2 protein-coding genes are annotated in these 2517 nt (G+C 44.7%); both read left to right on the top strand.

The annotated features are described in order from the left end of the window. The first annotated feature begins 143 nt into the window (after nt 1–143). Nucleotides 144–1646 carry an IS21 family transposase gene (gene istA, locus E4U82_RS19390; RefSeq protein WP_167751509.1) on the top strand — a complete coding sequence of 501 codons (1503 nt, stop codon included), beginning with the start codon at nt 144–146 and terminating at the stop codon, nt 1644–1646. A gap of 5 nt (nt 1647–1651) precedes the next feature. Continuing rightward, on the top strand, nt 1652–2383 hold the full coding sequence (istB, locus tag E4U82_RS19395; RefSeq protein WP_135111889.1) for an IS21-like element helper ATPase IstB: 732 nt from the start codon (nt 1652–1654) through the stop codon (nt 2381–2383). The last annotated feature ends 134 nt before the right edge of the window (nt 2384–2517 follow it).

The raw sequence follows: 2517 nt of genomic DNA on the forward strand, positions 1-2517 counted from the left end.
AGTGTTTATGGCAAAATAAAATTACATAATTCGGCAGCCTAAAAATACACAACTGCCAGGATAAAAAAGAGCCTTGCCAGTCATCCCAAAATCTAATAACCTCCTACATGTAAAGTCCAATAAACATGGGGAGGAATGAAAGGATGCTAGCAATGGCTCAAGTTGACTATATCAATTTTTTACGGGAAGTGGAAGGGTTATCCGTCAATTCCTTGGCGAAACGTCTTGGTATTAATTGGCGAACAGCCAAAAAATATGCGGACCAGGAGGATTGGAGTCCAGAAGTAAAAAAACGGATCAAACGCTATCCGATGCTAGGACCTTATCTGGATATCATTGAAGCATGGCTGACGGAGGACTTGTCCCGGAAACGAAAACAGCGTCATACCAACATTCGCATTTATCAGCGTCTCCGTGATGAATGTGGCTATAGCGGAGGGGTTCGCACCGTTACCGGTTACGTGTCTAAGCGAAAAAAGGAACTGGCACAAGAACAAAAAACCTATACCGAGCTGATTCATCCGGGCGGCGAGGCGCAGGTAGACTTTGGTACAACCGATGTCATTTATGAGGGGGCATGGCTTCAGGTCAAATATCTCGTGATGTCCTTTCCGTACAGTAATGCAGCCTATTTGGTCGTATTGCCCAGGGAGAATCTCACTTGCTTTCTGGAAGGTCTTAAGCAGCTTTTTGCCCAGGCAGGGGGTATTCCGCGTAAACTGTGGTTTGACAACTTATCAGCCGCGGTTGCGACCATCAAGGGGCACGGGGAACGCGATCTAACGGATATGTTTCATCGGTTCAAACTTCATTACCGGTTTGAGGCTGTATTCTGTAATCCCGGAGCCGGACATGAAAAAGGCCATGTTGAAAACAAAGTGGGGACAAGCAGAAGAAACTGGTTTGTGCCGATTCCGGTCATGACATCCTGGAAACAGATTAATCAACAAATGAAACATAAAGCCGAAAAGGCTATGGAACAGGAGCATTACAAACATAAACAGCCCATCCGTTCATTATGGGAAGAAGAACGGACAAAGCTTTTAGAGCTCCCCCGGGATCCGTTTGAAGTCGTTCAACTGGAGACGGCCAAACTCGATAAATATGGAAAAGTACACATAGATCAGGAACGACTCTCCGTACCAGGAGGTGGTGCTCAGCAGCTTGTATCACTAAAAGTTTACTGGGATCGTGTGGAAGTCATGAATGAAGCGCATGAGGCAATAGCTGTGCTCCCGCGTCCGTTTAGTCTCAAACAACAAGATATCGATTGGATTCAGGAGTTGGAACAGGTGAAGAATAAACCAAGAGCTATTCCCTATACCATGGTTTATTCGGCACTTCCTGAAACACTCAGGCGATATTTGGATGTTGACCTTCCCCATAGGAGAAAACGAATGAAGAACCTTCTACAATGGCTCAATGATGGCTATCGCACCGAGCAGGTTGCCGAAGCTGTGTCCCATATTAGTTCCGACTTTTGGGATGAAGCAGGCGTAATCTATCAAGAATTGTATCGTACGATATATCCAAAAACAGCCGGCTATCTTGAGGATCTGGAGGAATCTTATACACCATCCAGTGTAAGGGACTATGAGCCTGAACTCGGAGCCTATGATAACCTCATAGAGATGGGGTGGTCGTGATGTCCATGAAGGAACATATCCAGGCTCATTGCAAGAAGTTGAAACTCGGGCATATTGGGGACGTTTATGACCAGATGGAGGCGGAAACTTATGAAGAATTCCTCTTGCGTTGTTTGGAAAAAGAGGTGCAGGCACAGGAACATAATAAGGTGCAGCGTTTAATCAAAAAGGCCGGATTCAGCCAACTGAAGACACTGGAGAATTATGATGAAGCCTGGGCACCAGAACTCCCTTCAACGGTGACGATGGATTCTCTAAAGAATTTAACATTCCTGGAGGACAAGCAGAACATTATGATGGTCGGATCCGTTGGAACGGGAAAAACATTTTTGGCCTCCGCATTGGGAGTGGGAGCATGTCGAAAAGGGAAAGAGGTGAGATTTTACCGGGTTAATGACCTCGTTTCCAAATTGTTGGAAAAGCACAATAATGGGACATTAAACCGATTTATGCGAGGATTCCGCAAAGCAGAATTAATCATTTTGGATGAATTGGGTTTTGTCCCCTTCCATAAAGATGGAGCTGAGCTTCTGTTCAGCCTGATTGCAGAGTGTTATGAGCAAACAAGCGTGATTGTGACGTCCAATCTGGAGTTTGGACAATGGAATACGATATTCGGCGACAAAAGGCTTACGGCAGCTATCATGGACCGTCTGGTACACCATGCGCATATCATCACCTTCACTGGTGAGAGTTATCGGCTGACAAACGCTCTTTCTAAAAGTAAACGTGAATAAGCTCTTATTAAGATTTCGCTTTTGAACCTTGAAAAGTAAATAAAAGATACAATCTACAATTGGGATAAACTGGCTGGCAAGGTTATGTAAAAAAGTTCTGCCATTTTATGTACTTTTCACTTGCCAAACACAAC

The organism is Lentibacillus salicampi (assembly GCF_004565465.1).
Lineage (GTDB): Bacteria > Bacillota > Bacilli > Bacillales > Amphibacillaceae > Lentibacillus > Lentibacillus salicampi.